24 protein-coding genes and 2 riboswitches are annotated in these 21,967 nt (G+C 40.4%); of the genes, 17 read left to right on the forward strand and 7 right to left on the reverse strand.

Annotated elements, in window-relative coordinates; genetic code table 11:
• Positions 1 to 248: 248 nt before the first annotated feature.
• Positions 249 to 1,385 carry a YqgU-like beta propeller domain-containing protein gene (locus tag KHB02_RS13950; protein WP_213144854.1) on the forward strand — a complete coding sequence of 379 codons (1,137 nt, stop codon included), beginning with the start codon at positions 249 to 251 and terminating at the stop codon, positions 1,383 to 1,385.
• Positions 1,386 to 1,416: 31 nt separating this feature from the next.
• On the opposite strand, the gene KHB02_RS13955 is transcribed toward KHB02_RS13950, so the two are convergent.
• Together KHB02_RS13955 and KHB02_RS13960 are read right to left on the reverse strand one after the other, a co-directional pair.
• The gene (locus tag KHB02_RS13955) at positions 1,417 to 1,593 is read right to left on the reverse strand and encodes a DUF2759 domain-containing protein (RefSeq protein ID WP_213144855.1); all 177 of its coding nucleotides are present in this window, start codon (positions 1,591 to 1,593) and stop codon (positions 1,417 to 1,419) included.
• Between the two features lie 103 nt (positions 1,594 to 1,696).
• Positions 1,697 to 2,173, reverse strand: a complete 477-nt coding sequence (locus KHB02_RS13960) for a hypothetical protein (RefSeq protein ID WP_213144856.1) — start codon at positions 2,171 to 2,173, stop codon at positions 1,697 to 1,699.
• A 94-nt stretch (positions 2,174 to 2,267) separates the two neighbouring features.
• On the opposite strand from KHB02_RS13960, the gene KHB02_RS13965 reads away from it, so the two are divergent.
• Both KHB02_RS13965 and KHB02_RS13970 read left to right on the forward strand, forming a co-directional pair.
• The gene (locus tag KHB02_RS13965) at positions 2,268 to 2,903 is read left to right on the forward strand and encodes an MBL fold metallo-hydrolase (protein WP_213144857.1); all 636 of its coding nucleotides are present in this window, start codon (positions 2,268 to 2,270) and stop codon (positions 2,901 to 2,903) included.
• A 186-nt stretch (positions 2,904 to 3,089) separates the two neighbouring features.
• Complete coding sequence (locus tag KHB02_RS13970; protein WP_213144858.1) at positions 3,090 to 4,187, forward strand: class I SAM-dependent methyltransferase; 1,098 nt, start codon at positions 3,090 to 3,092, stop codon at positions 4,185 to 4,187.
• Positions 4,188 to 4,220: 33 nt separating this feature from the next.
• On the opposite strand, the gene KHB02_RS13975 is transcribed toward KHB02_RS13970, so the two are convergent.
• Entirely contained in the window at positions 4,221 to 4,463 is a 243-nt protein-coding gene (locus tag KHB02_RS13975) for a DUF2626 domain-containing protein (RefSeq protein ID WP_213120184.1), read from the reverse strand.
• Between the two features lie 85 nt (positions 4,464 to 4,548).
• A complete protein-coding gene (locus KHB02_RS13980) occupies positions 4,549 to 5,247 on the reverse strand; it encodes a helix-turn-helix transcriptional regulator (protein ID WP_213144859.1) in 699 nt (232 codons plus the stop codon).
• A gap of 258 nt (positions 5,248 to 5,505) precedes the next feature.
• Here KHB02_RS13980 and comGA point away from each other — a divergent pair, with 258 nt between their 5' ends.
• The 8 genes from comGA (at position 5,506) to KHB02_RS14020 (ending at position 9,884) form a co-directional block, all read left to right on the forward strand.
• Positions 5,506 to 6,558: a competence type IV pilus ATPase ComGA gene (gene comGA / locus KHB02_RS13985; protein ID WP_213145298.1), complete on the forward strand. Its 1,053-nt coding sequence runs from the start codon at positions 5,506 to 5,508 to the stop codon at positions 6,556 to 6,558.
• Positions 6,542 to 7,576 (forward strand): competence type IV pilus assembly protein ComGB, encoded by a 1,035-nt coding sequence (comGB, locus tag KHB02_RS13990; RefSeq protein ID WP_338088287.1) that lies wholly within the window; start codon positions 6,542 to 6,544, stop codon positions 7,574 to 7,576. Before comGA ends, comGB begins: the two co-directional genes overlap by 17 nt.
• A 146-nt stretch (positions 7,577 to 7,722) precedes the next feature.
• Entirely contained in the window at positions 7,723 to 8,079 is a 357-nt protein-coding gene (gene comGC, locus KHB02_RS13995) for a competence type IV pilus major pilin ComGC (protein ID WP_213144860.1), read from the forward strand.
• Positions 8,076 to 8,516 carry a competence type IV pilus minor pilin ComGD gene (gene comGD, locus KHB02_RS14000; protein ID WP_213144861.1) on the forward strand — a complete coding sequence of 147 codons (441 nt, stop codon included), beginning with the start codon at positions 8,076 to 8,078 and terminating at the stop codon, positions 8,514 to 8,516. The genes comGC and comGD overlap by 4 nt, the downstream gene beginning before the upstream one ends.
• Positions 8,500 to 8,832, forward strand: coding sequence for a competence type IV pilus minor pilin ComGE (gene comGE, locus KHB02_RS14005; protein ID WP_241113857.1), 333 nt, complete (start codon positions 8,500 to 8,502; stop codon positions 8,830 to 8,832). The genes comGD and comGE overlap by 17 nt, the downstream gene beginning before the upstream one ends.
• Positions 8,816 to 9,256, forward strand: coding sequence for a competence type IV pilus minor pilin ComGF (comGF, locus tag KHB02_RS14010; protein WP_241113858.1), 441 nt, complete (start codon positions 8,816 to 8,818; stop codon positions 9,254 to 9,256). Before comGE ends, comGF begins: the two co-directional genes overlap by 17 nt.
• Positions 9,253 to 9,633, forward strand: coding sequence for a competence type IV pilus minor pilin ComGG (gene comGG, locus KHB02_RS14015; protein ID WP_213144862.1), 381 nt, complete (start codon positions 9,253 to 9,255; stop codon positions 9,631 to 9,633). Before comGF ends, comGG begins: the two co-directional genes overlap by 4 nt.
• Positions 9,634 to 9,689: 56 nt before the next feature.
• Positions 9,690 to 9,884, forward strand: a complete 195-nt coding sequence (locus tag KHB02_RS14020) for a YqzE family protein (protein ID WP_213144863.1) — start codon at positions 9,690 to 9,692, stop codon at positions 9,882 to 9,884.
• A 269-nt stretch (positions 9,885 to 10,153) separates the two neighbouring features.
• Here the strand turns inward: KHB02_RS14020 and KHB02_RS14025 are convergent, their stop codons facing one another.
• A complete protein-coding gene (locus KHB02_RS14025) occupies positions 10,154 to 10,945 on the reverse strand; it encodes a YqhG family protein (protein WP_213144864.1) in 792 nt (263 codons plus the stop codon).
• Positions 10,923 to 12,611, reverse strand: a complete 1,689-nt coding sequence (locus KHB02_RS14030) for a DEAD/DEAH box helicase (RefSeq protein ID WP_213144865.1) — start codon at positions 12,609 to 12,611, stop codon at positions 10,923 to 10,925. The genes KHB02_RS14025 and KHB02_RS14030 overlap by 23 nt, the downstream gene beginning before the upstream one ends.
• 159 nt (positions 12,612 to 12,770) lie before the next feature.
• Positions 12,771 to 12,860: riboswitch (glycine riboswitch) on the forward strand.
• Between the two features lie 3 nt (positions 12,861 to 12,863).
• Positions 12,864 to 12,940: riboswitch (glycine riboswitch) on the forward strand.
• Positions 12,941 to 13,091: 151 nt separating this feature from the next.
• On the opposite strand from KHB02_RS14030, the gene gcvT reads away from it, so the two are divergent.
• The 3 genes from gcvT to gcvPB are packed head-to-tail and all read left to right on the forward strand — an operon-like array spanning position 13,092 to position 17,016.
• Positions 13,092 to 14,198: a glycine cleavage system aminomethyltransferase GcvT gene (gene gcvT, locus KHB02_RS14035; protein WP_213145301.1), complete on the forward strand. Its 1,107-nt coding sequence runs from the start codon at positions 13,092 to 13,094 to the stop codon at positions 14,196 to 14,198.
• Positions 14,199 to 14,216: 18 nt separating this feature from the next.
• Positions 14,217 to 15,563 carry an aminomethyl-transferring glycine dehydrogenase subunit GcvPA gene (gcvPA, locus tag KHB02_RS14040; protein ID WP_213144866.1) on the forward strand — a complete coding sequence of 449 codons (1,347 nt, stop codon included), beginning with the start codon at positions 14,217 to 14,219 and terminating at the stop codon, positions 15,561 to 15,563.
• Positions 15,556 to 17,016: an aminomethyl-transferring glycine dehydrogenase subunit GcvPB gene (gene gcvPB / locus KHB02_RS14045; RefSeq protein ID WP_213144867.1), complete on the forward strand. Its 1,461-nt coding sequence runs from the start codon at positions 15,556 to 15,558 to the stop codon at positions 17,014 to 17,016. Before gcvPA ends, gcvPB begins: the two co-directional genes overlap by 8 nt.
• A 135-nt stretch (positions 17,017 to 17,151) precedes the next feature.
• Here the strand turns inward: gcvPB and KHB02_RS14050 are convergent, their stop codons facing one another.
• The gene (locus KHB02_RS14050) at positions 17,152 to 17,535 is read right to left on the reverse strand and encodes a rhodanese-like domain-containing protein (protein ID WP_213144868.1); all 384 of its coding nucleotides are present in this window, start codon (positions 17,533 to 17,535) and stop codon (positions 17,152 to 17,154) included.
• A gap of 181 nt (positions 17,536 to 17,716) precedes the next feature.
• Between KHB02_RS14050 and KHB02_RS14055 the strand changes: the two genes are divergently transcribed.
• The 3 genes from KHB02_RS14055 (at position 17,717) to copZ (ending at position 21,945) form a co-directional block, all read left to right on the forward strand.
• Complete coding sequence (locus tag KHB02_RS14055; protein ID WP_213144869.1) at positions 17,717 to 18,553, forward strand: lipoate--protein ligase family protein; 837 nt, start codon at positions 17,717 to 17,719, stop codon at positions 18,551 to 18,553.
• Between the two features lie 329 nt (positions 18,554 to 18,882).
• On the forward strand, positions 18,883 to 21,438 hold the full coding sequence (locus KHB02_RS14060; protein WP_213144870.1) for a vitamin B12-dependent ribonucleotide reductase: 2,556 nt from the start codon (positions 18,883 to 18,885) through the stop codon (positions 21,436 to 21,438).
• Between the two features lie 300 nt (positions 21,439 to 21,738).
• On the forward strand, positions 21,739 to 21,945 hold the full coding sequence (gene copZ / locus KHB02_RS14065) for a copper chaperone CopZ (protein WP_213144871.1): 207 nt from the start codon (positions 21,739 to 21,741) through the stop codon (positions 21,943 to 21,945).
• Positions 21,946 to 21,967: the final 22 nt, after the last annotated feature.

Consider the following 21,967-nt stretch of genomic DNA (forward strand, 5'->3'; position numbering starts at 1 on the left):
ATGCTTTTAATTTTTGAAAAAAGCCGAAATTTCTGCGGCTTTTTTCGCTAATAAGAAAGTATAAAATTCTCTGAAATTTTATACTTTCTTAACGCATAAATTCAACTACGCCTCTGTCTTCGTCCTAACGGACTCGCCAATCGGCGAGTTTTCATTTACTGTTTTTGTAATAAAGTTAATATTATTGAAACAAAATAGGCTGTTTTTTCGTACTAAATATAGAGAGGAAATTGGAGGGGAGGGGAAAAGTGATTCAAATAAAGGAAAGTGCTCCAAAAGGTTTAGCCATAACCATGTTTTTAATCGTTTTAGCCCTCCTGCTCGGTGCGTGTTCTGACAATAAGCAGATAAAGTCTAAAGGCTCTGCTGGAACGGAGAAGCCGAAAGCACCGAATACAGAGAAAAGTAATGAGCAGGTGCTTCCCATTTCCATTCCGGATGGTGAATTTTATAAAAGCATTGGCTGGCTGGCAGATCAGGAAATAGTTTATATCACCAATGTCGGGCAATCTTCTAATGTATATCGTTATCATCTCTTGACGGGGAAAAGCGAGTTAATCTACAAAAGTGAATTTCCGATTGTCACCGCGCAAATTAGTCCTTCCAAAAGTTTTATTTTAATTCATTCTTCGCCATCTTCCTACGAGGGTTTAGTAACAATAATCGATACGAAGGGAAATGAAAAACTTAAGCAGTCGTTTCCATCCTACGAGTTATCCTTTGAGTGGAATCCGTATGATAACTCAAAAGTGCTTGTATCAACTTTCAGTGAAGATTGGGATTTTAACGTTTTCCTATTGGATTTTAAGTCTGGTGAGACAAAGGAATTGTCACTCCCGCAGCCATTTAATAAATGGATGGGTGCAAATGAACTTGCTTTTCTAAATTGGGATCAAGAACATCCTTCTTTATTTGCTCCGCTGATTAAGAAAGGGTTAAATAATGGGATGGAAAAAACGTTATTTCCAACTGTTTTACAATTTTCAACATTTAAAGATCTTCTTGTCAAGATTGAGATAAATGACCAAAACCAATTAGCGCGTTATTCTTTCTTGGATAAAGATTTGCAGGAAATCTATTCTTTTTCAAACCCACTGCTGACGAAATATTCTGATTGGCTCGTCCCTTATTTTGATTATAACGAGAAGGAGAAGGAATTTATTACTTTAAATGCAGTAAAAGATGGGGAAGCTGATGTGTACACAGAAGGTTTTAATCTTGTTGCTTATGATTTGAAAAAAGACAGCAGCCAAAAAATTTTAACCGGCCTTAAAAATGCTCCAATAATGATTTCACCATCAGGAAAAACGATTCTATATGGAGAGCGGTTTGAAAAAATCATTGATTTGAATACCAAGAAAATTTTCGATTTGGTCAAGGAATAATCATAAAAAAGACTGCCAAGGGCAGTCTTTTTTAGTGGGTTCCTGTAGGGTAACCTGAGTTGATAAGAGTCATAACGGTGAACCAGCCGAAAACTAGAAAGGAAGCGATTCCCCAAAATGCACCTAATAAATTTTTTTTCTTTAGTGAACGAAATCCACCGAGTGCTGCTAAAATGGTTACTAACGCGAAAATGATGACCAATCCCATGAATAATCCCCCTTTTCCAATAAAATTAGGTAGTTACCTGCATGATTAGAAAATTATGTAACAATATTATATACATTCGCTTCTTATTTTATATTTTTTTCTTTCATTTGTCGATAGTAAATGAAAGAACAGTTTTATATGCCTTAGCAATATTCTGAATCAGTTCATTATTATGTGTCTCTGAAAAAAATAAAGCTGTCTCATTATGGATGGTTTCAAACACCAAATGCTCTTCTACCTGATATTTGGCCATCTGAATATCATTTGGGTTTCCTGCAGTAAATGAGAAATAAAGTAAATCTGCTTTAAACAAACAATAGCAATCGTCTAATAACTGAATGCCAAAATCCTCGAAATACGGTCCTGCTATTCCGTTATTAGTAAGGATGACTTGATGCAGTTCCTCAAACAATTCTGCAGCCGTTAAAATTTCTTTTGCATAATCCGCATCATCGGCACGTAGATAAATAAACATGTTATCTTTTTGGAAGGCTATGTTTGTCTCCTTTAATATTAACTCTTTAATCTCAGGCAGAAATTCTATTTCTCCCTTAGCTTCAACCGCAAAGGCCGATTTCATTCTCATTCCCCCTTGTATTTAATTCATTTCTTTCTCCAAGACATGAATATAGTGTAAAATAATTCTAATGCAAATCCAAATTGGAGGTAAAGTAATGAAGTGGCAGCAAATTCCCTTAGGGAGCATTCAAACAAATTGTTACATTGTTGAAAACAAAGATAAAACATGCTTAATTGTCGACCCTGGCGGTGATGGAAAAAAGCTGTTGAATCTTTTAAACACAAGAGGATTAAAACCGCTGGCCGTGCTATTGACACATGCGCATTTTGATCATATTGGGGCAGTTGAAGACGTCCGAAACGCTTATCAAATCCCGGTTTATATTCATAAACAAGAAGAAAAGTGGTTAGGGGATCCAGCTCTAAACGGATCACAGTTTTTCCCGTTAATTGAACCTATTAAAGCCAATGCAGCTGATCATCTAATCAAGGATGAAGGAGAAATGAACATCGGTGAATTTACATTCCACGTTTATCATACTCCTGGGCACTCACCAGGAAGTGTGTCTTATTATTTTGCAAAGGAAGGGTTTGTGATTTCTGGTGATGCCTTATTTCAAGGCAGTATTGGACGTACTGACCTACAAGGGGGTAATCATACCCAGCTTTTAAAAAGCATCCATGATAAGCTGTTAATATTACCAGAAGAAACGTATGTATTGTCAGGTCACGGAGCTGTTACCACCATCGCAGACGAAATGGACAGCAATCCTTTTTTAAATGGATTTTAATAAGAAAAGCGGTGCGAGCCTGGAGCAGGACATCGGAAATAAATAGAAAGACCCTTTTCCATTTAGGAAAGGGTCTTTCGGGGGATGTTCTATTCATATAATGGGAGGGGATATTGTTAAGCTACTAACTTTACAATATACCAAAGTTAACACCGTGTCAATAGTGTTAATTCAAAAGGAGAAAATATGATTTCGTACATAAAGAGCTTTATTCAACACTCACCTAACCAATTGATTACCTATGCAGATTATATAAGTGCTGCCCTTTACCATCCGGAATATGGGTACTACATGCGAGACCAGCAGAAAATCGGGCGGCAGGGTGATTTTATTACAACCAGCAATATTTCAGATATATATGGCAGGCTGGCGGCAAAATGGTTTGCTTATGTTTGCGAAAAAACGGGACTTCCTAATGCCTTTTGCGAAATTGGCGCAGGAAACGGACGCTTTGCCCATGCCTTTTTGCAGGAGTGGCAGGAATCCATAAAAAGACCTTTACAATATGTCATTGTCGAAACAAGCCCCTACCATCGGAGACTGCAACAAAATTTATTAGATCAATATCCTTCAGTTATTCAGGTAGAGGATATAACGGCTATAAAGGACTTCGAAGGAATGATTTTTTCAAATGAGCTTTTCGATGCCCTCCCTGTTCATGTCATTGAAAAAATAAATGGTGAATTGCTTGAGGTTATGATAGGCATTCAAAACGAAGGATTTGTTGAGCAAGGGGTTCCATTGACCAATCCAGCTATTTTGCAATTTTTGCAGGAAAGCGGGCTGGAATTAAAAGAGAAGCAACGGATTGAAGTGCCATTAGCGATGAAGAAGATGTTAGGTTCCATCGCGACTACCATCAAAAAAGGGCTGATTGTAACGGCTGATTATGGCTATACCAACGAGGAATGGATGCATCCAGCAAGGTCGACCGGAAGTCTGAGAGGATTTTTTCAGCATCGAATGTTTGATAATATTTTAGAAAATCCTGGAGCGATGGATGTCACCACGCATATCCATTTCGACTACCTGATTGAAAGAGGGAGACAGTTAGCGTTAGAATTTGTCACCATGCTGCGTCAGGATGAGTTTCTGTTGAAGGCAGGAATCCTTCAGGAGCTTGAGAACCATTATGACCCTAATCCATTTTCTGAGGTCAGCAAAAGAAATCGGGCCATCCGCAGTTTAATTATGCCGGGTGGGATGAGTTCTTATTTTCATATTGTTATTCAGGAAAAAGGAATGGTAACGCGGGATATAAATTTATTTCAAAATCAAAAATAAAAACGCCGTATCGAAACGGCGTTTTTATTTTTCTTAGTGGCCTCCACCAAGCGGCATCATGAACGTAGTCCAATATGTAAAGCCAGCAAAGAAAATAGTTAGATATGCTCCGAACACATACATATACATACGTTCAGACAATTTAAGATAACTAAGTAGAACGAAGAATCCTGTTTGGGCTAGGAAAAGCAATGCTGTTTTGTTTAAATCGCCAAGATATAACATCACAGTAAAAATGCCCGTCCAGAAACCACATACTCTGAACATGCGGTCCATATGTATCCCCTCCTTTTACCCTTTCGATACCATCATTACAATATTATAAGTAAAAGAAGGAATAATGTAAATAATGGTTTCAGAATTAGTTTGTTACAAATGCTTGATAAGAGCAAGTTTCACAGCCAGCAATCATATTTTCCTTTTCAATCAGGTCAACTGAATCGAACAGAGCTTCAAACATTCCCTTTAAAAATTCATGATGCATATTGCAGACAGCTTCGGTATGTTCTTCCGCTATTTCTTTGAATGGGCAATTGAAAATCGAGAAATAAATTTTCGTTTCATCTCCATTTGCTTCAAATTCCGGATAGAAGCCTGCCAGCGTGGCTGCATTTTTTAATATGCTTAGCTTTTCATCAAAATTTAATTCATCGCCAAGAGCTTTTTTTGCTTTTTCCTGTTCAATCACTTCAACCCCAAAACGCTTCCCTGTTAAATAAAGTGCATCTCTTCCAGCCTCGCCAAGGGAAATCATCGTTTGAATGGCCACTTTTGATAAAAGCATATAATCGCGGAATGGGAAGTGGAGCTGGATTACATCCTCTGACAAACGATATAATCTGCTTGGCCGTCCGCCTTTCCCTGTTTTCTTTGTTTCCGAAACCAGCATATTCACATCTTCGAGCTTAGAAAGATGCAATCTCGCCACATTCGGGTGGATGTTGAAATTATCCGCGATCTCCTGAACGGTTACTTCCTTGTGGCGTTTCGTAATGTATTGATAAATGTAATATCTAGTTGGATCTGACAACACGTTAGTAATTTTTAACGTTTGTTCCATCTCGTTTCACCTCGGACCCCCATGATTTATTCCATTATAATACAGCGATACTAAAGTGGGAATGAGGTTAACAAGGTAAACACTATATGTTTAGAAAATGTTCACAATTATTGACGATAAATTGTAACAAAATTAGAAATATACTCCTTTTCTTTACAAAAAAACTTTTTTAAAATAAAGAAGGAAGGGTAAGAAGACTGTCGAAATATCAGAAAAGAAAATTTAAAGGCGGTGATTCCCATTGTTAGTTCAATTGAAATGTTAGCTGACAGAATTATTCGTGACGCTGCAAGAAACCAAGCAACTGACATTCACATAATTCCCAGGCAGAATGACACACTCGTTCAAATCCGGTTAACCAACAAACTCATTCCTCGATTATCCCTTCCAAAAGATGAATGCGACAAATTGATCTCCCATTTTAAATTTAAAGCGAATATGGATATCGGCGAAAGAAGACGTCCGCAAAGCGGTGCAATTTTTTGTGAGGTTAACGGACAATTAATGGGGCTTAGGCTATCTACCCTGCCATCCAATACACGCGAAAGCCTTGTCATCAGGCTATTGCCCCAGCAGGAGCAAATCCCTTTTCATCAACTTTCCTTATTCCCGGCAATGACCAGAAAACTTCTAGCTTTATTAAAACATGCTCACGGTTTAATCATTTTTACCGGACCGACTGGCTCAGGGAAAACAACTACCTTATATTCCCTTTTAAATGAAACCGCCCACCTATTCCATCGCAATGTTATAACACTCGAAGATCCGATTGAAAAAAATTACGATTCCGTTCTGCAGGTACAAGTGAATGAAAAAGCTGGTGTCACTTATGCGGCCGGCCTCAAAGCCATCTTAAGGCATGACCCGGACATCATAATGGTCGGGGAAATAAGGGACGCAGAAACAGCTAGGATTGCTGTACGCGCAGCCTTAACCGGGCATTTAGTGCTTTCAACAATGCACACTAGAGATGCGAAGGGAGCGGTGTTCCGCCTGCACGAATTTGGAGTGAATTGGCTGGAGGTTGAACAGACCTTAATTGCGGTGACTGCCCAAAGACTTGTTGAATTAACCTGTCCATTTTGCGAGGGTGAATGCACTCCATTTTGTTATTCGTATGGAAGGTGGAAGAGGGCGAGTGTGTTTGAGCTTTTGGCGGGGAAAAATTTGAATAGCGCCATGAAAGCTGCAAAGGGAGAGAAGGTTGAAACCCGTTATCGGACAATCCGGGATGTCATTAAAAAGGGGATTGCCTTAGGATTTATTCAGGAATCTGAATACGACAGGCTGGTTTATGATGAAGAATCATAAATGGTCTGTAACTGAGCAAGCCAACTTCTTAAAACAAATTGGCGAGCTGTTGGCACGGGGATATCCAATTGCCGAAGCAATTGATTCCATAGCATTGTACTTGCCTCAGAAGAGAAAGGAGGATTTATATCAATCATTAACAGTTTTAAAAAACGGGCTGCCGTTTCATGAGGTCCTTGAAAGGCTTGGCTTTCACAAGGATTTAACCGGTTTTGTTTACTTTGCTGAGCAGCATGGGAATTTTGCCGAAGCGCTGCTTGAGGGCAGCCGTCTCGCATTGTTAAAGGAGAAGGATCTGCATAAGCTTTTAAAATTGCTTCAATATCCAGTATTGTTGCTTTTTATTACCGGGATTCTCTTCGTTTTTCTAGAGAATACATTGCTGCCAAGGTTTACAGAACTTTTTTCATCGCTTGGTTTGGAGGAGAATTTTTTTTCAAAGGTCATCTATGCTTTCGATGAAATTTTCCCAATCGTCATTGGTGCTTTGCTTGCATTATTATTAGCAACAGCAATTTATTATTATTTTATCTTCCGAAACTATCCCATTTTAAAGCAGCGAATGCTGCTCGTGCGTCTGCCCTTTATCGGCAGAATCCTCAAATTGCTGTTTACTCATTATTTCTCCATTCAATTAAGCTTCCTTTTATCTGGCGGAATTTCAGTTTCAGAGAGCTTGGGTCTCTTTGAGGTAAACAAAAGACAGCCTTTTTACAGTGAACTCGGTAAAGAAATTAAGGCCAAGCTTGTAACGGGCGAAAAATTAGAAACCATATTGGCTTCGATGATTTTTTTTGACAAGGGTTTTCCGATGATTATTAAACACGGCCAGGAAAATGGCAAATTGGAACAGGAATTGCTCTTTTTCAGCAAGCATTGTGTGATGAACCTGGAAGTACTAATTGAAAAAAGCCTACGGACGATTCAGCCCATTCTTTATCTGTTTATCGGTTTATTAGTTGTTTCCATGTATTTAGCGATCCTTTTACCCATGTTTCATATGCTTGATGGAATTTAGAAAAGCGGAAGCGCCTTGCACAGGGGCGACAGGCATAAGACGAGCCGGCGTGAAGGTTGTTTTGTAACCTTCAGGACGGATTGGCTGTAGACCTGCGAGCCCCTAGGCGCTGAGCTAGACAATTAAAAAAATGGAGGTTTAGGAAAATGAAAAATATTAAAAGGGATAAACAAGCTGGTTTCACACTGATCGAAATGATGATTGTTATGCTCGTGATTTCTGTAATTTTAATTATTACAATTCCAAACGTCGCTAAACATAACGCAAATATAAAGACTAAGGGCTGTGAAGGCTTTCAGAAAATGGTCGAGGCTCAGGTACAAGCCTATGAAATGGAAAAAAATGAACCAGCAACAATGGAAAAACTAATAAGTGCAGGATATATAAATAAAGATGCCAAGGGCTGCCCAGGAAAAGAAGTTGTGATTGGGTCGGATGGTTCTGTTACGTTGGAAGATGCCATCGATACAAAAACTGCATCTGATATCACCACTAACCAATGAAACATAACCAGCAAGGCTTCACTTTAGCCGAGTCATTAGTAGTCCTATCCATTTTCATGATTTTGTCTTCGGTAACCGTTTTTTCGTTAAAACCACAGCATACGATGGTCGAGGATGAAGCCTTATTAACCCAATTAAAAGCGGATTTATTTTATGCCCAGTCCTATGCGATGTCCCACCAGCAGGAAGTGTCGGTCGTCATTTTGCCTAACGAATCAAAATACTCGCTTGTTTTGCGCTCTGACCAGCCGCATCTGCTCGACAGAACTTACTCCTCAAGTTTTCATATCATCGAAGGTTCGATGCCCTTATATTTCAAATTTCAGCCTGATGGAAATGTAAATAAATTTGGTTCTTTCTTCATAGAAACTGAGAAGAAGACTTATCGAATGACCATTTTAATTGGAAAAGGCCGGTTTTATGTTACAGAACAATAAAGGGTTCTTTTTATTAGAATTACTGTTGTCCTTATCAGCTATGTTTTTGATTTGTTTGGTTTTCATTCCGTCGGTCACGGATTTAAGAAAGCAATCCGTAAATTTGCAGATTGAGAAAAAGATGAGGCAGATCATGTATGAGGAACTGGAGGCAAAATTAATTGATAATCGGACATTTGCCAATTATACATTGGTACAAAATGAGATTGGTTATCAAATTACTTGGAAGGACTCCTTCGGGCAAAAGGAGGTTTGCGTTAAAGTTGAAAAAACGCCCTTACATTTGGAAAATGAAATTTGTGGCAGTCTCGAATGAAAAAGGTTTTACGCTCATTGAGGTAATGTTTTCGTTGGTAATTTTTTCAATTATTGTTTTTTATATGACACCTCTCTTTCAACTTATTCTTGACAATAAGGAGAATCAAGCGAGTATTCAGGCAATGGAATGGGAGGTTTTCTGCAGCCAAATAAAAAAAGAAATCCGCTGGTCGACCAAGGCAGAGGTAGTTTCCAATCGGCTGATCCTAACAAAAGACGGAGAAACCATTTATTATGAAATTTACGGCAGCAATTTAAGAAGACGGGTTAACTCGACGGGGCATGAAATTATCCTGCAGAATGTTTCACAGCATTCGTTTGCTTTGGTGAATAATGCCGTAAAGGTAACGGTAAAGGATTTAAAAGGAATAGAGTATTCTGTTACCGCCTATTCTTTAATTGATTGGAATAAGAGCACATGAAAAATAGCCAAAAAGGCTTCACTTATCCCCTTACATTATGTCTGTTGATCATTTTTCTGCTGTTTTTTTCAATGGAGGTGGAGAAGCTTCTGTCGGAGAGAAAGCTAGCGCACGAATCAGCCGTTATTTTGCAGGAAGAGTATTATTTCTTGTCATCGGTAAAGAAATTCGAAACTCAGGCTCAGGTGTCAGGAACAATCCCGTCTAAAGGAACGTTTGGATTTCAGAAGGGGAATATGGATTTTCTCGCCGATCCCCCGTCAGGATATGTCCAAAGAGTTTCCTTTACACTCCGGCTTCAGTCGGGAGAATTGGTAAACGGAAAAGGATATTTTGACACGAGGTCAAAAAAGCTAATGAAATGGATTACTTATTGATTTGAAAGGATAAACCTTGGACATACTTGTAATGTAAGTTAAAGGCAGGTGTGTACATGAAAACGAATGATTATGTAAAATATATGACGCAAACAATTGTCAAATATGCGGACCAGCCGAAAGACGAACGAAAACGTCAGCGCCTCGAGCGAAAACAGACCAAAGCATCCTTCTGGTATCGCTGGTTTGGCATCCTTCCCTATATTGTGTATTCAGAGGTTAAGAGACGGAAAATAAGAGACGGAAAATGAAAGACAGTGGACTTTAAAAAGTAACCCCCAAGCATAATTTTACGACTTGGGGGTTTTCTTATGGTCTAGGAAATTATAGATTAACTCATAGTTGATAACTTGTTACTAGTATAGACACGTCCAGCTCCAGCGCCCTAGCGGCTAGTGTCCTTCGCTCTCCGCCCTACGATAAGTCAACATCGAATCGCTTACGCTCTTCGTGTTTCCTTTATCTCAGTTGGAGAGCTCCAGGCCATACGCCGCTGAACAGGGCGCTTGCGCTTTTGTTCTTAAATTGCTTTTTCTGTTAAGTAAAACAGCCCGCCATTGATAAAGGAAATGTGAATTCGCGGCTCATATTGATCCTTGAGAGCCTGTTTTTCTGTCTCATAGCTTTCGTTTTCATCTTCGATGTCCTCGTAAAAATGATTCAACAGTTCTAAATCCTTCTCCCAGCGTATCTTTGCTTCATCGGCCCAGGTATGGTCATCATTTTCAATTACTGATTTTAAATAATTTTCAATTCGAACCATTCCGCTTTTTGGTTTAACCAGTGGTGATAATGTAAACGAGTAATCAGGAATTTTCGGCGTTAACGAAATTTTAAGCAGGTAATTATGAAAATCCTCCACCATTTTCCCGTTAATAAGCTGAAGGCCGATTGATTTAAAAATATCGCGTTTACGGTCACATTGATAGGAGATTTTTACATTCATGCATAGCCATGGCAGCAAGGGAGTCTGGACGGCGGAGTTGCCGTGATTTTCATAAAGCCTTATATATCTGGCTAAATTTTTTGTAGACTCAAAAATTTGATGCAGGCGGGGCGAACCAAAATGGATGGTTTCCCCTTTGAGATTTTCAGGTGCTGCTTTTTTGTTGGTGATAAGGGTCAATCTCATTGGATTTGGTATTCCGCCAGTTTTCTCTAAATAATGCCAGTAAAAGGGCCGATTCATTAGTTCCTTATCCATTTCAATTGTTAGTTGGACATCTAAGTATCCAGGGTGATTAGTGACAATGGGACATTCATTTGCCATAAAATAATTTAAAAGAAACTTATGAATTTCCTGCTGCTGCATGTGATTCTCCTTTTTTCATATTTTGTGCAAATTCAATCATTGAGGATAAATTCTCCATTTTAATCCGCATTTCCCCTTCTGAGCAGGAGTCGCCAAAGATATCCATTATATGATCTTCAATATTTCCGAATTCTAGTTTTGTTAAAATATCATCAAGTTCTCCGATGACTCTTTCAAATAAATCAATCTTTTCGTATAAAAGCTTTAAAATATGCTCTTCCACCGTATCTTTGATGGCAAAATTATAAATCATGACATCTTTTTCCTGACCGAGGCGGTGAATCCTTCCGATGCGCTGCTCTAGTCTCATCGGGTTCCAAGGCAGATCAAAATTGATAATGTGGTTGCAAAATTGCAGGTTAATCCCTTCCCCGCCCGCTTCAGTGGCAATCAGCACCTGGGCATGCTTTTGGAACAACTCGCGCATCCAGTCCTTTTTCCCGCGCTTGAAACCGCCGCGGAAAGGAACGGAGGAAATTCCGTGCTGCTTTAAATACCACTGTAAATATAATTGGGTAGCCCGGTATTCCGTAAAAATAATCACTTTATCATTTATTTTCTGAATTAATTCAAGGGCTTTTACTGCCTTGGAATTTTGCTCGACGGTCTCTACCTTTTTAATTAAAAAGTTGATTTGTTCTTGATAGGCCTGCGTTGGGTTTTCCTTTTTAAGAAGCATGTTTTTTAAGGTATAGAAAACGGCCTCGCGGCTTGAGCATGCTTCACGCTGCAAAGTCATCACAGAAAAACTGCTCGTTTGAACCCAGTCTCCCTCATTTTTAAGCTCTAAGATGGAGTCATACAGGTCGCGTTCCGATTTTGTAAATTCAATCGGAATTGTCTCCACATGCCGTTTCGTCCATTCGATTCCTGTATCGGCACGGCGGTTACGGATCATGACTTTATTGACTAGCTCTTTTAGATGCTGGTCATCATTTAAGGAACGGGAATCACGTTTATATTTTTCGTAAAAGACAGTTTCATTCCCTAAGTGACCAGGCTTTAATAGGGATACGAGGTTAAAAATCTCCTCAATCCTGTTTTGAATCGGTGTTGCCGTCAGCAATAAACAAAACTTCTTTTTTAAGTTTTGAACAAATTCGTAGTTTTTGGTTTTATTATTTTTTAATTTATGGGCTTCATCGATAATGATGAGGTCATAGTCTTGCTTGTAAATGATCTCCCGATGCGGATTTCGTTTCGCCGTATCGATGGAGGAAACAACGACATCACATTGTTCCCAAACATAGCTTTTTCTTTGAGTGACAGCTGGTATATAAAATTTGCTATTTAATTCCTGTGCCCACTGGGTGACTAAGGAGGCGGGAACAAGAATTAACACTTTTTTCACTAATCCGCGAATCATGTATTCTTTTAAAATTAACCCTGCCTCAATAGTCTTTCCGAGACCCACTTCATCCGCAAGGATGGCCTTTCCGTTCATGTTTTCAACCACCTGCTTGGCTGTTTCAAGCTGATGAGGGAGAGGCGTCAAATTTGGCAGATGCTTTGGGGCCTGCAGGCCTTCGAATTCCGGGACCACCAAGTGTTTTTCAATATCGATGGCCAATTTAAAAAGCTCCCAATTCCCCCAAGGTCCATCATGATCAATTTTATGTAAAAAATCATCCTGCCAGGAGGAATCAAATTCCATTTCGACATTCATCCGTTTCAGCTCCTTTTTTCGATAAATTGTTATTGCCCGATATGTTGTTTTAATGGTAGGATGATAATAGCTTTGAAAGTTTCAAATATTTAAATAAGGTAATCTATTTTTTAAGTATAATTAGTATGACCAAATTGGAAAAAAATATTATAAGTGCGAATGAAAACAAGGGGAGAGACTACTTTTTGTAGCGCCGAAGGAGCAAGCAGCTTATGTGAATCTCTCAGGCAAAAGAACTCTTGTTGGACGCAGCTCTGGAGAGTGCTGGATGATAACAGCCACCAAAGGGGACAGCCGATTTAGGTAAACTTTCAGGTGCAAGGACAGAGACCTTCTTTATTGGTAAAGGGAGGTTTCTGTCCTTTTTTGCACCTTTTTGTTGTTTTTAGGAAAACGGCAAGGAGTTTTCCTATTTTTGTTAATTGGCAATAATTCATTTTTACAAATAATGAACATGTAGTAAATGAAGGGGGATTTATGATGACGGAATTAAAACGCACTCCGCTGTTTGAAGTTTACAAGGAATACGGCGGAAAAACCATCGATTTTGGCGGCTGGGAGTTGCCTGTCCAGTTTTCAAGCATCAAGGATGAGCATGAAGCTGTCCGCACGAAAGCCGGTTTATTCGATGTATCCCATATGGGCGAAGTTGAAGTAAAGGGCCCAGACAGCCTCAACTATTTACAAAAATTGATGACAAATGACATTTCAAAAGTGAAAGACGGCGGGGCACAATATACTGCGATGTGCTATGAAAACGGTGGAACTATTGACGACCTGCTTGTTTACAAGGTTGAAGACAATCATTATTTGCTTGTTGTCAACGCATCGAATATTGAAAAGGACTACAACTGGCTGGAGAAGCATCTTGAAGGCGATGTAACAATCGAAAACTTGTCTGAAACAATGGCGCAGCTTGCGCTTCAAGGCCCTCTTGCTGAAAAGGTATTACAGAAGCTTGCTTCAGAGACGGATTTAAGTCAAATCGGCTTTTTCAAATTCCAGCAGGAAGTTGTTTTAAATGGGAAAAAAGCACTTGTATCTAGAACTGGTTATACAGGGGAAGACGGCTTTGAAGTATATTGTGATGCCGGTGATGTCGTCGAACTCTGGACAGCCATTCTTGAAGCCGGAAAAGACGAGGGAGTTATTCCTTGCGGCCTCGGTGCACGCGACACACTTCGTTTTGAAGCAAACTTAGCGCTTTACGGCCAGGAATTATCACCGGAAATTTCCCCGCTTGAGGCAGGAATTGGCTTTGCAGTGAAATTGAATAAAGAGGCTGATTTTATTGGAAAAGAAGCTCTCGTGAAACAAAAGGAAGCAAGTTTGTCCCGGAAGCTTGTTGGGGTTGAGATGGTTGACCGGGGAATTCCGCGACACGGCTATCCAGTTTACAAAGGGGAAGCGCTAATTGGTGAAGTTACCACCGGTACACAGTCCCCAACCTTAAAGAAAAACATCGGTCTTGCCCTCATTTCTTCCGAACATGCAGGACTCGATACCGAAGTGGAAGTTGAAATTCGCGGCAAACGTTTAAAAGCGAAAGTGGTTCCTACACCTTTTTATAAAAGAGAAAAGAAATAGCAGAAGGGAGCAAGGTTTATGAAACATCGCTATTTACCCATGACTGAACAAGATAAGCAGGCAATGCTGGAGACAATTGGCGTTTCCACTGTCGATGAACTATTCAGTGATATTCCTGAAAAAGTACGATTTAAAGGTGAATACAATATTAAACCGGCAAAATCAGAAACAGCTTTGATGAAAGAACTTTTTCAGTTAGCAAGCCGAAATGCTGATTTAAAATCGAATGTGTCTTTCTTAGGTGCCGGAGTTTATGACCACTATATGCCAGTTATCGTTGACCATGTCATTTCAAGATCAGAGTTCTACACAGCCTATACACCTTACCAACCGGAGATCTCCCAAGGGGAACTGCAGGCGATTTTTGAATTCCAAACAATGATTTGTGAATTAACAGGAATGGATGTGGCTAACTCCTCGATGTATGACGGCGGTACCGCACTTGCTGAAGCAGCAATGCTAAGTGCTGGTCACACTAAACGGAAAACCATCCTGGTTTCCGGTGCTGTCCACCCTGAATCCCGTGAGGTTCTGGAAACTTACGCAAAGGGTCAATACCTTGATGTGATTGAGGTTCCTGTGAAGGATGGCATTACTGATGTTGAAGCCCTAAAAGGATTGCTAAATGCTGACGTAGCCGCGGTTGTCGTTCAATATCCAAACTTTTTAGGTCGAATTGAACCTTTAAAAGAGCTTGAAGAGATTATTCACGAAAATAAAGCAATGTTTGTTGTTTCCAGCAATCCATTATCACTTGGAATTTTGACACCTCCAGGAAAATTTGGTGCAGATATTGTTATCGGCGATGCCCAGCCGTTCGGAATCCCGACTGCCTTTGGAGGTCCGCACTGTGGCTATTTTGCGGTTACGACCAAGCTAATGCGTAAAGTTCCCGGACGTCTTGTCGGCCAGACAACAGATGACCAAGGCCGCCGCGGATTTGTTTTAACACTGCAGGCACGTGAGCAGCATATCCGCCGCGATAAGGCGACTTCTAATATTTGCTCCAACCAAGCCTTAAATGCCCTTGCTGCATCTGTTGCGATGACTGCCCTTGGAAAAAAAGGTGTCCGCGAAATCGCAACAGCCAATTTACAAAAGGCTCATTATGCGAAAATCGCTTTTAAACAAGCAGGATTTGAAGTAGTTAATGATGGTCACTCCTTTAACGAGTTTGTTGTCAATTTAAATAAACCGGTAAAAGAGGTTAATCAGCAGCTGCTCCAAAAAGGAATCATTGGCGGTTATGATTTGGGCCGTGACTATCCTGAGCTTGCAGGTCATATGCTGGTCTGCGTGACAGAGCAAAGAACGAAGGAAGAGATTGATACATTAGTGAAAGAATTGGGGGATTTGCATGCATAATCAAGACCAGAAGCTGATTTTTGAAGTGAGTACACCAGGCCGGGTCGGATACAGCCTTCCGGAAATGGATGTTCCTGAAGCAGATGTTGCTGCGCTCCTTCCAGAAGGATATTTAAGGGAAGAAGAACCTCTGCTCCCTGAAGTTTCAGAACTGGATATCATGCGCCATTATACGTCCCTCTCCAGACGGAATCACGGTGTAGACTCCGGTTTTTATCCATTAGGGTCTTGTACGATGAAATACAATCCTAAGATTAATGAGAATGTAGCCCGCTACAATGGGTTTGCACATATTCACCCGCTCCAGGATGAAAGTTCCGTTCAAGGTGCGCTTGAGCTTTTATATGACCTTCAGCAGCATTTAAAAGAAATTACCGGTATGGATGAAGTGACCTTACAGCCGGCAGCAGGTGCCCACGGGGAATGGACCGGATTGATGATGATTCGTGCATACCATGAGGCAAATGGCAACCTAAAACGGACCAAGGTTATCGTACCTGACTCCGCTCACGGTACCAACCCAGCTTCTGCAACAGTTGCAGGACTTGAGACGGTTACAGTAAAGTCGAATGAAAATGGTCTTGTAGACTTAGAAGACTTAAGAAGAGTGGTGGGTGAAGATACAGCTGCGTTAATGTTGACGAACCCGAATACACTTGGCCTTTTTGAAGAACATATTGTCGAAATTGCTGACATCGTCCACGAAGCTGGCGGTAAGGTTTATTACGACGGGGCGAACCTAAACGCAGTTCTATCAAAAGCCCGCCCGGGTGATATGGGCTTTGACGTAGTTCACTTGAATCTTCACAAAACGTTTACTGGCCCGCACGGAGGCGGCGGTCCTGGTTCCGGTCCTGTCGGTGTGAAGTCAGATTTAATTCCGTTCCTGCCAAGACCGGTTATTGCCAAACGAGGCGACGAATATGTCTTAGATTATGATCGTCCGCAATCAATTGGCCGCGTTAAGCCATACTACGGAAACTTTGGCATTAACGTCCGCGCTTATACCTATATTCGGTCTATGGGGCCAGACGGCTTAAAAGCAGTGACTGAATATGCTGTTTTAAATGCTAACTATATGATGAGAAGATTGGCGGAGTATTATGATCTGCCGTTTGACAGACATTGTAAGCATGAGTTTGTATTAAGCGGAAGACGCCAGAAGAAATTAGGCGTCCGCACATTGGATATTGCGAAGCGACTGCTTGATTTCGGCTTCCATCCACCAACCATTTACTTCCCATTAAATGTGGAAGAATGTATCATGATTGAGCCGACAGAAACAGAATCTAAGGAAACGTTAGATTCCTTTATCGACATCATGATCCAAATCGCCAAGGAAGCCGAGGAAAATCCGGAAATCGTCCAGGAGGCTCCGCACACAACCGTGGTAGGCCGCTTAGATGAAACGACAGCTGCGCGTAAGCCGGTTTTACGATATCAGAATGCATAAAAAGATTAACAGGCTCTGGATTGCTCCGGAGCCTGCTTTTTTAGCTTTTATATCAATTCGCCAATAGACGTTGTGATTTTTCATAAAAATCAATATAAAAGGCCCCAGAAAGGTTCTGGAGCCCATTAATTACGATTATTTCTTGGCTTTCACTTTACCTGACCACTTTTTGAACCCGCCTTGAAGCTGGGTTAGATCCTTGTAGCCTTTTTTGTGTAAAAATTGAGCTGCACGAGCACTGCGCATGCCGCTTTGGCAATATAAATAAACAGGCATGTCCGGTCTGATTTCTTTCATGCGCATTCTAATTTGTGACATTGGAATATTACGTGCTCCTAAAATATGTCCGCCTTCAAATTCATTTGGTTCACGAACATCAATCAGCTGTGCCTTTCTGTATCCTGCACGGAATTCCTCTTCTGTTACTGTTTTTACAATCCTTTTTTGATAAAAAAAAGTAAAAACAGAGTAGATGATAACCGCTACGACAATGATTAATAAAACATAAAGTGAATTCAACTTCTATTTGCCCCCTTCTAGCTTGTTGCACTAGTATATATTATATTAGTCATTTTCTTAAAGATAAAGAAGAATGGACAAAAATCTTCTTAAAAAATTATACCAAAAACATCTCATTTTGAAATTCCCCCTCATTTTGATAGACTAGTAAAAGGAAATTATAAATAAAAGAGGTTTTTCTATGGAAAAGGAAATATGGCGGTTTATCGATTCTGGTAATAGTACTCCTGCTTTTAACATGGCATTGGATGAAGCCTTGTTAGATTGGCACAGCGAAGGAAAGATTCCACCGGTGATCCGATTTTACGGCTGGAACCCGCCGACGCTGTCCGTTGGTTACTTTCAAAAGGTTGAAAAAGAAATTGATATGGAAGCGGTAAAAACACACGGGCTTGGCTTTGTCAGAAGACCAACTGGAGGCAGAGGCGTTCTCCATGAGCATGAACTGACATACAGCGTCATTGTTTCAGAGGAGCATCCAGCAATGCCCAAAACAGTTACTGAAGCTTATCGTGTTATTTCTGAAGGGATTTTAAAAGGATTTCATCAACTGGGACTAGAAGCATATTTTGCTGTTCCGAAAACAGCAGAGGAACGGGATGCCTTAAAAAATCCTAGGTCCGCGGTTTGCTTTGATGCCCCCAGCTGGTATGAGTTGGTGGTGGAAGGGCGCAAGGTCGCAGGAAGTGCTCAAACACGGCAGAAGGGTGTCATTCTCCAGCATGGCTCGATTCTTTTGGATCTGGATGAAGAAAAGCTTTTTAGCTTATTCAAATACCCGAATGACCGGGTGAAGGAGCGGATGAAAAAAGCATTCAAGGATAAGGCTGTTGCCATTAATGCGATTAGTCCGCGAAGGATTACTCTCGATGAGGCCAAGGAAGCTTTTTATAAAGGATTCGCAGAAGGTTTAAATATTGAGCTTGAATCCTATCAGTTGACAGATGAAGAGCTTGCCTATGTTAATAAGCTCGCAAAAGAACGGTATGAAAATGATGAGTGGAATTTTAAGAGATGACTTGCTAAAGCGGCTTTGCCGCTTTTTTCCTATTTCATTGGAGGCAACCGGCGAAAATTGTTAAAATTTCTCGTTTTATAGCGAAAATTGCACTATATCTTTTATTTTCTCGTGAATCTATTTATTTTAAAGTTTGACAAAATAATTGTTTTTTGCATGACATACAATATATAGGGGTGTCGAAAATATTTTCGGTACTATATATTGATTTTTTGTTGCCATGCTATGTTCATATATGGTAACTTAAATTTATTAAATCAACTAGATAAGCAAAAGCTTACTAGATTCTTACACAAGATAGAGAATATATAGATAAAGGAGTTGTATTCATGTCTGTAGTTTTTAGACAAGAATTGAATATTGATTTTGGGAGGTTGAATGAGGATATCCGCCTATTTCCACAGGTGCACCCGGTCACCCCTGATATGAAAATAACTCACAAGGGTGTTTCGCGTTTAGTCATGTTAGACCGCTACACCTTCAAAGATACTGAAAAAATCACCCTCACAAATGGCGACTTTGTTGTTCTTACGATTAAAGAAGATCCAAAATTCCCGGCACGCGGCTTAGGATACATTCAGGAAATCGATTGGGAGAAGAAGAAAGCTAAGGTTTTAGTAGAAGAGGAATTTAGAGGTGTCCTCGATGGTGAAGCAGCAGAAACTGGAGTTATTTTTAGTTCGCTCGATGTCATTGAGAAGCCGTTAGAGCTTTTCTATGAGCAGATTGCTAAACGTGTTGCGACTGGCATTGCTGCTGTAGAAGAGACGGAAGAGAAGCGCATCGAATGGACAGAAAAGTTCTATCAAGAGCTAGTGAGCTTGAACTTCATTCCGGCCGGCCGTGTTCTTTATGGCGCGGGATCTGGCACTGAGGTAACTTATTTCAACTGCTATGTAATGCCGTTCGTAGCGGATTCCCGTGAAGGAATCTCTGACCACCGCAAGCAGGTAATGGAAATCATGAGCCGCGGCGGCGGTGTTGGAACCAATGGTTCGACATTACGGCCAAGGAATACCTTGGCAAGAGGCGTAAACGGCAAATCGTCTGGTTCGGTTTCTTGGTTAGATGATATTGCGAAGTTGACTCACCTTGTTGAGCAGGGTGGCTCGCGCAGGGGCGCCCAGATGATCATGCTGGCGGACTGGCATCCTGACATCATTGAATTCATTATTTCTAAGATGCAAAATCCTAGAATCCTTAGATTCTTAATTGAAAATACATCTGATGAAACAATCAAAAAGCTTGCTAAAGAAAAGCTGAAATTTAAACCATTCACCCTTCAAGAAGAAGCGATGTACCAAGGAATTGTAAATTATAAAAACATTCCTGGTTATGGTGGTTTCAGCGAATCAATTATTGCAGATGCTGAGGAAAAACTCGCAACTGGCGGTACTTATTCAGTTCATAATCCAGAGTTCCTCACTGGAGCAAACATCTCTGTTTGCTTGACGAAGGAATTTATGGAAGCTGTTGAAAATGATGGTGAATATGAACTTCGTTTCCCTTACGTAGAAAACTACGGCCAAGAGGAAATGAAAATCTATAATGAAAAATGGCATGAAGTTGGAGATGTTCGTGAGTGGGAAAGACTGGGCCATAAAGTTCGTGTGTACAAAAAAATTAAGGCAAAAGAACTTTGGAACTTAGTTAATATTTGTGCGACTTACTCTGCAGAACCTGGTATCTTCTTCATTGATAATGCAAATGACATGACAAATGCTAAAGCATATGGTCAGCAGGTAGTAGCAACGAATCCATGTGGTGAGCAGCCTCTTGCACCATTTTCCGTCTGTAACCTTGCTGCAGTAAACCTTGCAGAAATGGCGGATAAGGAAACTAAGACAGTTGACTTTGAAAAGTTAAAAAATACAGTAGCAGTCGGTGTCCGTATGCAGGACAACGTCATCAATGCTACTCCATACTTCCTAGACGAAAACAAAAAGCAAGCACTTGGTGAACGCCGCGTCGGTCTTGGGGTAATGGGTCTGCACGACCTGCTTATCTACTGCGAAACTGAGTACGGTTCACCTGAAGGAAATAACCTGGTCGATCAAGTTTTCGAAACAATTGCAACTACAGCTTACAAAGAATCTGTTGAATTGGCGAAAGAAAAGGGAAGCTTCCCATTCTTAACTGGTGAAACACTTGAGGAAACAAACCGCTTGCGCCAAGCATTCATTAATACCGGATTTATGAAGAAAATGCCTGAAGAAATCCGTGAATCTATTGTGGAAAACGGAATAAGGAATTCCCATTTGCTAACTGTTGCTCCAACGGGTTCCACTGGTACCATGGTTGGCGTTTCAACTGGATTAGAGCCTTATTTCTCATTCTCATATTTCCGCAGCGGACGCCTTGGTAAATTTATCGAAGTAAAAGCAGACATCGTTCAAGAGTATTTAGACCGTAACCCAGAAGCAGATTCAAATAACCTGCCAAACTGGTTTGTGACTGCGATGAATCTTGCTCCTGAGGCACACGCAGATGTCCAATGTGTCATCCAGCGCTGGATTGACAGTTCCATCAGTAAAACAGTTAATGCACCAAAAGGATACAGCGTTGAGCAGGTTGAAAAGGTATACGAGCGTTTATATCGCGGCGGTGCAAAAGGTGGTACTGTCTATGTGGACGGTTCACGTGATTCTCAGGTTTTAACATTGAAAGCTGAAGAAAACACAAATGAACAATTATCTATCTTTGAAAAAGAAGAAAAGCAGCATGTAGTCTTAGTCGAAACCATCACTGACCTTCGTTCAACAGACGTAACGATTGGTTCTGAAGTCGGCAACACATGCCCGGTATGCCGCAAAGGAAAAGTTAAAGAAATTGGCGGCTGTAATACATGCACAAACTGTGGCGCACAATTAAAGTGTGGTCTATAAAATGCTTTTGAGAGAGGATGGAGATTTACTCCATTCTCTTATTTTTTATATTTATTTTGCCCAAACCGGTGCCCTTCAAAACAATAGGGGGCATATTAAATTTGACCGTTTCATGACACATAAAAAACTACATACGGTCTTTATATTGTTTTGCTAGATTAAAAACATAAACAAAGCTACAGCAGCATATGTGGACATTTTGTGAAACCCAGACAAAACACTTTACATAGGGTAGGGGGGTATAGTAACATAAAATTAGAAATCAAAAATAACAAATACATTTTTGAAAGGATGATTAACATGGAAAAAGTAACATTAAACGTAAAAGGAATGTCTTGTGGACATTGTGTAAAGGCGGTTGAAGGAAGCGTTGGGACCCTGGATGGTGTCACTGCCGTTAAGGTGAATTTAGACGCAGCAACGGTTGATGTCGAGTTCAACCCGCAAACCGTCAGCCTCGATCAAATCAAAGAAACAATTGATGATCAAGGCTATGATGTAGTTTAAAAAGACAATTTCAACTCACTAT

It is taken from the genome of Neobacillus citreus, assembly GCF_018343545.2.
Classification (GTDB): Bacteria; Bacillota; Bacilli; order Bacillales; family Cytobacillaceae; genus Neobacillus; species Neobacillus citreus.